We start from the raw sequence: 8083 nt of genomic DNA, 5'->3' as shown, positions 1-8083 counted from the left end.
CCACATGGACCCCATGCTCGACGAGTTCCAGCGCACCGCCGCCGAACTCACCTACCACGAGCCGCAGATCCCCGTCGTCTCCACCCTCACCGGACGCCTCGCCACCGGCGACGACCTGCGCACCCCCGCCTACTGGACCGACCAGGTCCGCCACGCCGTCCGCTTCGCCGACGCCCTCACCACCCTCCACGAGCTGGGTGCGACCGCGTTCGCCGAGGTGGGGCCGGACGCCGTCCTGACGGCGCTGGTGCAGGAAACGGTCGACGCGGGCCCGGACGCCGCGGTGGCGCTGCTGCGGCGTGGCCGGCCGGAGCCGGAGGGCCTGGTCACCGGGGTGGCCCGGCTGCACGCGGGCGGTGTCCCGGTGGACTGGCAGGGTTTCTACGCCGGTACCGGCGCGCGGCGCACCGACCTGCCGACGTACGCGTTCCAGCACGAGCGGTTCTGGGTGGAGACCTCGGGTGTGGTCGCCGACACCTCGGACCTGGGCCTGGAGTCGGCGGAGCATCCGCTGCTGGGCGCGGCGGTGACCGTCGCGGGCGTCGAGCAGGTGCTGTTCACCAGCCGGCTGTCGGCGCGGACCCATCCGTGGCTGGCCGACCACGTGGTGCTGGGGCAGACGCTGGTGCCGGCGACGGCGCTGGTGGACATGGCCGTACGGGCCGGTGACCAGCTGGGCTGCACCGTGCTGGAGGACCTGTCGGTCCTCGGCCCGCTGGTGCTGCCCGCGAAGGGCGGCGTGCACGTGCAGCTCAGCGTGGGGGGCGCGGACCCGGCCGGCCGGCGGGAGCTGGCGATCTACTCCCGCCCCGACAGCGCGGACGTGCCGTGGACCCTCAACGCCCGCGGACACCTCGGCTTCAGCGGGCCCGAGACGCCGTTCGAGCTCACCCAGTGGCCGCCGGCCGACGCCCAGGAGGTGCCGCTGGACGGCGCCTACGAGAAGCTGGCCGCGCAGGGCTACGAGTACGGGCCGGTGTACGGGGGCCTGGACGCGGTGTGGCGGCTCGGCGAGAGCGAGGTGTACGCGGAGGTCAGCCTGCCCGAGCAGAGCCGCACCGGCGTGGAGGGCTTCGGGCTGCACCCGGCGCTGCTGGAGATGGCACTGGCCGCCTCCTGCCTGGCCACGTACGGCAGCAGCCCGGCCGGCGCGGTGTGGATCTCGACGGACTGGCACGGTGTCCGGCTCCACGCGACCGGCGCGCGCAGGCTGCGCGTACGGCTGACCGTCGGCCCGGACGGGGCCCTGGAGGTACGGCTCGCGGACATGGCGGGGCAGCCGGTGGCGGCCGCGTCGGCGGTCGCCTGCCGGGCCATCGCCGTCGGGGAGCTGTCCAACGCCCTGGCCAGGAACCGCGATTCGCTGTTCCACGTGGACTGGGCCCGCTATCCCCTGATGCCGGCCAAGGAGCCCGAGCACTGGGCGGCGCTGGGCGAGGGTCCGTTCGCCGCCGGCCGGGCGTTCGCCGATGTGGCGGCGGTCGCGGGGGCGGTGGCCGCCGGTGAGCGCGTCGACGTCGTGCTGGCGCCGCTGGGCGCGATGTCCGACGGCGCGGCGCAGGCGTCCGGTGACGTGGCGGCGGTCGCGCACGCGGTGGCGCGGGACGCGCTGGAGCTCGTCCAGCGGTGGCTGGCGGAGGAGCGGCTGGCCGACACCCGGCTGGTGGTGCTCACCCGCGGCGGCGTCGCCGTCACCGACGGGGAGGACGTCACCGACCTGGGGGCCGCCGCGGCGTGGGGCCTGCTGCGGTCCGCGCAGTCGGAGAACCCGGGCCGGATCGCCCTGGTCGACCTGGACGGCCAGTCCTCGTCGGCGGCCGCGCTGCCGTCGGTGCTCGCCGCCGGGGAGCCGCAGGCGGCGGTGCGCGCCGGGCGCGTGCACATCCCGCGGCTGGGCCGGGTCGCCGAGTCGGCGTCCGGCACCACCGGGTCCTGGAACGCCGACGGCACGGTGCTGATCACCGGTGGCACCGGCAGCCTGGGCGCCCTGTTCGCCCGGCACCTGGTCACCGAGCACGGGGTGCGGCACCTGCTGCTCACCAGCCGGCGGGGCCCGGCCGCCGAGGGCGCGGCCGAGCTGGAGGCCGAGCTGCGGGCGCTGGGCGCCGAGGTGACGATCGCCGCCTGCGACGTGGCGGACCGCGAGGCGCTGGCCGCGCTGCTGGCCTCCGTACCCGAGGACCGCCCGCTGACCGGTGTCCTGCACACGGCCGGTGTCCTGGACGACGGGCTGATCGGGTCGCAGACGCCGGAGCGGCTGGCGGCGGTGCTGCGGCCCAAGGTGGACGCGGCGTGGCACCTGCACGAGCTGACCGAGGGCATGGACCTGTCGGCGTTCGTGCTGTTCTCGTCGATCGCCGCGGTCGTCGGCGGCCCCGGCCAGTCGACGTACTCGGCCGCCAACCACTTCCTGGACGGTCTCGCCCAGCACCGCAGGGCGCGGGGCCTGGCGGCGACCTCGCTGGCCTGGGGCCTGTGGGCGCAGACCAGCGGCATGGCCGGGCACCTGGACGAGGCCGACCTGAAGCGCATCGCCCGCAGCGGTTTCCGCCCCGTCGAGTCGGAGCAGGGTCCGGCGCTGCTGGACCTGGCGCTGACGACGGGTCACGCGACGCTCGCTGCGACGCCCATGGACCTGCAGACCCTGCGGGAGCAGGTGCAGGTGCCGGTCCTGCTGCGGAAGCTGGCCCGCTCGTCGGGGCGGCGGACCGCGCAGAACACCGAGGTCGCCACGGACTCGCTGGCCGAGCGGCTGGCGGGGCTGTCCGACGAGGAGCAGCGGGCGGCGGTGCTGGAGCTGGTGCTGGGCCGGGTGTCGGAGGTGCTCGGGCACTCGGACGCGTCCGGGGTGCCGACGGACCAGCCGTTCTCGGCGCTCGGCTTCGACTCCCTGACCTCCGTCGAGCTGCGCAACCAGCTGGGCACGGCGACGGGTCTGAAGCTGCCGCCGACGCTGGTGTTCGACCACCCGACGCCGGACGCGCTGGCCGCGTTCCTGTACGGCGAGGTGGTGGCGTCCCTGGCCCCGGCGGACGCCTCCGGCGGCGGGCGCGGCGGCGTCGACTTCGCCGCCGAGGTACGGCTCGCCGACGATGTGCGGCCGGCCGGCGAGGCGGCCGCCGGGGCCGGCGACCCGCGGGAGATCCTGCTGACCGGCGCGACCGGCTTCCTCGGCGCGTTCCTGCTGCGCGACCTGATGCGCACCACCACGGCGCGCGTGCACTGCCTGGTACGGGGCGAGGACGACGCGGCGGCGCTGGAGCGGCTGCGGGACAACGCCCGCTGGTACCGGGTGTGGGACGACATCGACCCCGAGCGGATCGTCGTCGTCCGCGGCGACCTGGCCGAGCCCCGCCTCGGCCTCACCGAGGAGGCGTTCGACGAGCTGGCCCGTACCGTCGACGTGGTCTACCACAACGGTGCGCGGGTGCACTGGCTCCAGCCGTACGAGACGCTGAAGGCCGCCAACGTCGGGGGCACCGAGGAGGTGCTGCGGCTGGCGGCCCGGCACCGCACGGTGCCGGTGCACTACGTGTCGACGGTCGGCGTGTTCAACGGTGTGCGGGAGCCGGGCGTGCCGCTGAAGGTGACGGACCCGACCGGTCCCGCCGAGCGGCTCGCGAGCGGCTACCTGCGCTCGAAGTGGGTCGCCGAGCAGGTCATCGAGCTGGCCCGGGAGCGCGGTCTTCCGGTGTCGGTGTACCGGGTGGACGTCATCTCGGGCGACCAGGTCAACGGCGCCTGCCAGACCCGGGACTTCGTGTGGCTGACGCTCAAGGGCCTGGTGCAGGCGCGGAGCGTGCCCAAGGGCACCGAGGGCCGCTTCCACCTGCTGCCGGTCGACTACGTCAGCGCCGCCATCACCGGCATCGCGGGCCGCCCGGAGACGGCCGGCGGCACGTACCACCTGTTCAACTCGGGTTCGCTCGCGCTGACGCGGTGCGCAGAGTACCTGCGCGCCATCGGGTACGAGCTGGACGAGGTGGACTGGGACACCTGGACGTCGACGGTGAAGTCGGGCGACAACGCGCTGCTGCCGCTGCTGGACGCCTTCGAGATGATGACGTCGGACACCGACGGGTTCTACCCGCCGATCGACACCACCGAGACCGAGCGGGCCCTGGAGGGCTCGGGGATCGCGATCCCCGAGCTGACGCAGGAACTGTTCGAGAAGTACGTGCGCTTCTTCGTGGAGGAGGGCCACTTCCCCGCGACGGCGTGACCCGCGTCCCCTCCGGGCACGCACGGAAGGGCCCCGCCGGCTTCGGCCGGCGGGGCCCTTCCCGTTCGGTGCCGCGGGTTACGGCAGGCGGATGGAGAGGCGGTGGCTGAAGACGTTCTTCGGGTCCCAGGCCGCCTTCACCCGCTGCAGGCGCGGGTAGTTGTCCTTGAAGTACAGCTGGTGCCAGGGGACACCGGAGGTGTTCAGCGCCGGGTCGGCGAGGTCCGCGTCGGCGTAGTTGATGTAGCAGCCGTCATTGACGCCGCCGGTGCGCGGCACGCCGCCGGTCGTGGCGTACACGTCGGCGTACGCCTCGCGGACCCACTTCGTCTGGGCGGCGTCGTCGGACGGGTCGCTCCACAGGCTGCAGTAGAGGATCTTGGCGACGGAGTCGCGCTGCGCCGTGGCGGTGTCGGCGCTCGCCACCTCGTTGATCCTGCCGCCGAAGCCGACGACGGCGATCATCCCGTACGGGCCGGCGTAGTCGTCGCGGGTGAGCTGACGGTAGACCGCCTTCAGCTGCTCGGCCGGCATGCTCTTGCGGACGTACGCCGACTTGGCCTTCCAGCGCGGCACGGCGGCCTCGACGAAGCCGGACCACTCGCTGACGGCGTACAGCCAGGGGGCCCGGTAGCGGTCGCCGACGTGGTAGCTGACGCCGGTGCCCTCGCTGACCGCGGCGAGGAAGTCGTCCAGCAGCTCCTCGGCGCCCGGCACGGACGCGTCGACCTGGGTGCTCATCCGGAAGTACCCGGCCGCCTTGTGCATCGCCTTGAACTGGCTGAACAGATGGCGGCCGGGCGAGGTGGGCGCGGAGTTGGCCGCGTGCCAGTCGACGAAGTTGCGCAGCAGCCGGGTGAAGCTCGCCTCGTCGAGGTCGCTCCAGGACCAGCTGACGTCGGACAGCAGCACCTCGGACGGCGCCTGCGGCAGCAGCCGCGACGGGTCGGTGCCGGTGGCGCCGGGCGAGCGGAGCCAGTAGCGGGTGATGACGCCGAAGTTGCCGCCGCCGGCGCCGGTGTGGGCCCACCACAGCTCGCGGTTGGGGTCACCTGGCTCACGGGTGGCGACGACCTTGCGGGCCCGCCCGTCGGCGCCGACGTGGACGACCTCCACGGCGTACAGGTGGTCGACGGTCAGGCCGCGGGAGCGGGACAACGCCCCGTACCCGCCGCCCGTGATGTGGCCGCCCGCGCCGACGGTGGGGCAGGTGCCGCCGGGCAGGACGACGCCCCAGCGCTTGTAGAGCGTGCGGTACACGGAGCCGAGGAGCGCACCGGGGCCGACGGCGATGGCCCGCATCGCGGGGTCGTAGTCGATGGTGTTCATGCCGGCCATGTCGATGACGACACGGACGTCCCGGTTGGCGGTGAAGTCCTCGTCGCAGTGCCCGCCGCTGCGCACGGCGACCTTCAGGTTCCGGTCGACGGCCTCCTGGACGGCGGTGACCACCTGGTCGGCGCTGCTGACGACGCGTATGTAGTCGGGTGAGCCGACCCAGCGCTGGTTCGAACCCGATATGAGGCCCTTGTACCGCGGGTCGGCGGGGGTGACGTGGACGGCCGCGGCGGCGCGCACGGCACCCTCGGCCCCGTCGATCCCGTCGGCGGCGGCAGCAACGCCGGGCGTCGCGGCGAGGGACGGCAGCGCGAGCGCCCCACCGGTCGCCGCGGCGCCCCTCATCAGCCCGCGCCGGGAGAATTCGGTCATGATCGCATGCCTCCATGTGACCTGAACGTCGGAAATCCGCACGAGTGTCGTGCCGTGCGCGAACGTTTCCAGCCGTTCGTCATGGCCGGGTAACCCGGCGGGAACCCGGACGGCGGCCGTGGCGGCACGGCCCAGGAGGCCCAGCGGACGGTCATCCGCCGGTCCCGGTGGGCGGCGGCGGAGATTACCGGCCGGTGATCGGTGCGCGGAACGGACACCGATACGTTCGAACGGTGCTGTTCCGCCTGCGCAGCAGCCCCAGCGACCTCACCACCCCCACGTTCCGAACCCTTCCGATCAGGCAGTGTCCGGCCGGTGCCGGGCCGCCGTGTGCCCGACGTCCGTCCCGACGTCCGTGACGTATCCGAGGAGCCTTCGTGCGCAAGGTGCTCATCGCCAACCGCGGCGAAATCGCCGTCCGTATCGCCCGTGCCTGCCGGGACGCCGGGATCGCGAGCGTGGCCGTCTACGCGGACCCGGACCGGGGCGCGTCACACGTCCGCGCCGCGGATGAGGCGTTCGCCCTGGGCGGTGACACCCCGGCCACCAGCTACCTGGACATCGACAAGGTGCTGCAGGCCGCCAAGGACTCCGGCGCGGACGCGATCCACCCCGGCTACGGCTTCCTCTCCGAGAACGCCGAGTTCGCCCAGGCCGTCCTCGACGCCGGCCTGATCTGGATCGGCCCCCCGCCGCAGGCCATCCGCGACCTCGGCGACAAGGTCGCCGCCCGCCACATCGCCCAGCGCGCCGGCGCCCCCCTGGTCGCCGGCACCCCCGACCCGGTCTCCGGCGCCGACGAGGTCGTGGCCTTCGCCAAGGAACACGGCCTGCCCATCGCCATCAAGGCCGCCTTCGGCGGCGGCGGACGCGGCCTCAAGGTCGCCCGCACCCTCGAAGAGGTCCCGGAGCTGTACGACTCCGCCGTCCGCGAGGCGGTCGCCGCCTTCGGCCGCGGCGAGTGCTTCGTCGAGCGCTACCTCGACAAGCCCCGCCACGTGGAGACCCAGTGCCTGGCCGACACCCACGGCAACGTCGTCGTCGTCTCCACCCGTGACTGCTCCCTCCAGCGCCGCCACCAGAAACTGGTCGAGGAGGCCCCCGCGCCGTTCCTGTCCGAGGCGCAGGTCGACGAGCTCTACGCCGCCTCCAAGGCGATCCTGAAGGAGGCCGGCTACGTCGGCGCCGGCACCGTCGAGTTCCTCGTCGGCAACGACGGCACCATCTCCTTCCTGGAGGTCAACACCCGCCTCCAGGTCGAACACCCGGTCACCGAGGAAGTCTCCGGCATCGACCTGGTCCGCGAGATGTTCCGCATCGCCGACGGCGAAGAACTCGGCTACGACGACCCGCCGCTGCGCGGCCACTCCTTCGAGTTCCGCATCAACGGCGAAGACCCCGGCCGTAACTTCCTGCCCGCCCCCGGCACGGTCACCCGTTTCGACCCGCCCGCCGGCCCCGGCGTCCGCCTCGACGCCGGCGTCGAGTCCGGCAGCGTCATCGGCCCCGCCTGGGACTCCCTGCTGGCCAAGCTCATCGTCACCGGCCGCACCCGCGCCGAGGCCCTGCAGCGCGCCGCCCGCGCCCTGGACGAGTTCCAGGTCGAGGGCATGGCCACCGCCATCCCCTTCCACCGCACCGTCGTCCGCGACCCGGCCTTCGCCCCCGAGCTGACCGGTTCCACGGAGCCGTTCACGGTCCACACCCGCTGGATCGAGACCGAGTTCGTCAACGACATCAAGCCGTTCGCCTCCCCCGCCGACACCGAGACGGACGAGGAAGCCGGCCGGGAGACCGTCGTCGTCGAGGTCGGCGGCAAGCGCCTGGAGGTCTCCCTGCCCTCGTCGCTGGGCATGTCCCTGGCCCGCACCGGCCTCGCCGCCGGCGCCAAGCCCAAGCGCCGCGCCGCCCGCAAGTCCGGCCCCGCCGCCTCCGGCGACACCCTCGCCTCGCCCATGCAGGGCACCATCGTCAAGATCGCCGTCGAGGAGGGCCAAGAGGTCCAGGAAGGCGACCTCATCGTCGTCCTGGAGGCCATGAAGATGGAACAGCCCCTCAACGCCCACAAGTCCGGCACCGTCAAGGGCCTCACCGCCGAGGTCGGCGCCTCCATCACCTCCGGCGCCGCCATCTGCGAGATCAAGGACTGAG

3 protein-coding genes are annotated in these 8083 nt (G+C 73.6%); 2 read left to right on the top strand and 1 reads right to left on the bottom strand.

Translation table 11 applies throughout. The features are described 5' to 3' along the window. Positions 1 to 4222, top strand: a 4222-nt coding sequence (locus tag H0H10_RS40555; RefSeq protein WP_188182162.1) for a thioester reductase domain-containing protein, incomplete at its 5' end; no start/stop codon positions are given. 78 nt (positions 4223 to 4300) lie between these two features. Here the strand turns inward: H0H10_RS40555 and H0H10_RS18755 are convergent. Further along, positions 4301 to 5932: an FAD-binding oxidoreductase gene (locus H0H10_RS18755; protein ID WP_188182161.1), complete on the bottom strand. Its 1632-nt coding sequence runs from the start codon at positions 5930 to 5932 to the stop codon at positions 4301 to 4303. Positions 5933 to 6309: 377 nt separating this feature from the next. Between H0H10_RS18755 and H0H10_RS18750 the strand changes: the two genes are divergently transcribed. Beyond that, complete coding sequence (locus tag H0H10_RS18750; protein ID WP_188182160.1) at positions 6310 to 8082, top strand: acetyl/propionyl/methylcrotonyl-CoA carboxylase subunit alpha; 1773 nt, start codon at positions 6310 to 6312, stop codon at positions 8080 to 8082. Position 8083: the final 1 nt, after the last annotated feature.

Origin of the sequence: Streptomyces griseicoloratus (assembly GCF_014534645.1) — a bacterium.
Taxonomy (GTDB): domain Bacteria; phylum Actinomycetota; class Actinomycetes; order Streptomycetales; family Streptomycetaceae; genus Streptomyces; species Streptomyces griseicoloratus.
Note: the sequence above shows the minus strand (reverse complement) of the source record. Positions and strands in the feature narration are given on the sequence as shown.